Below are 305 nucleotides of genomic sequence, written 5' to 3'. Positions count from 1 at the left end.
GGACCGGTTCCAGAGATCGAAATTTAAAGAAGTGAATATGGAAGACTACGAGATCCGGCCATTGGTATAAAGGAGGTTCTTTCCCGGCTTTGGGTGTGGGGCCGCGCCGACGTTCGGCGGAGATGGTTACATAGCCGTCACGAAGATTAACGGTGATCTCATCTTTCTTAAATCCGGGCAGATCCATATCGAGTTGCTAATTCTTTGCAATCGTTTAAATTCCAGCAAAGGTTATGTGCGAGAAACTCAGAAAGAGTTTTGCCGCTGGGCTTCCAGGTGTATAAATCCTCGTCGCTCATGTAGAC

1 pseudogene is annotated in these 305 nt (G+C 47.5%); it reads right to left on the bottom strand.

Annotated elements, in window-relative coordinates:
* Positions 1 to 109 precede the first annotated feature (109 nt).
* Positions 110 to 196, bottom strand: a pseudogene (locus tag NE473_RS31000) (Hsp20 family protein); the annotation flags it as partial.
* Between the last annotated feature and the right edge of the window lie 109 nt (positions 197 to 305).

The sequence above is a fragment of the Hungatella sp. SL.1.14 genome (genome assembly GCF_024460495.1).
Lineage (GTDB): Bacteria > Bacillota > Clostridia > Lachnospirales > Lachnospiraceae > Hungatella > Hungatella hathewayi.
This window is presented reverse-complemented; position numbering and strand designations above follow the sequence as displayed.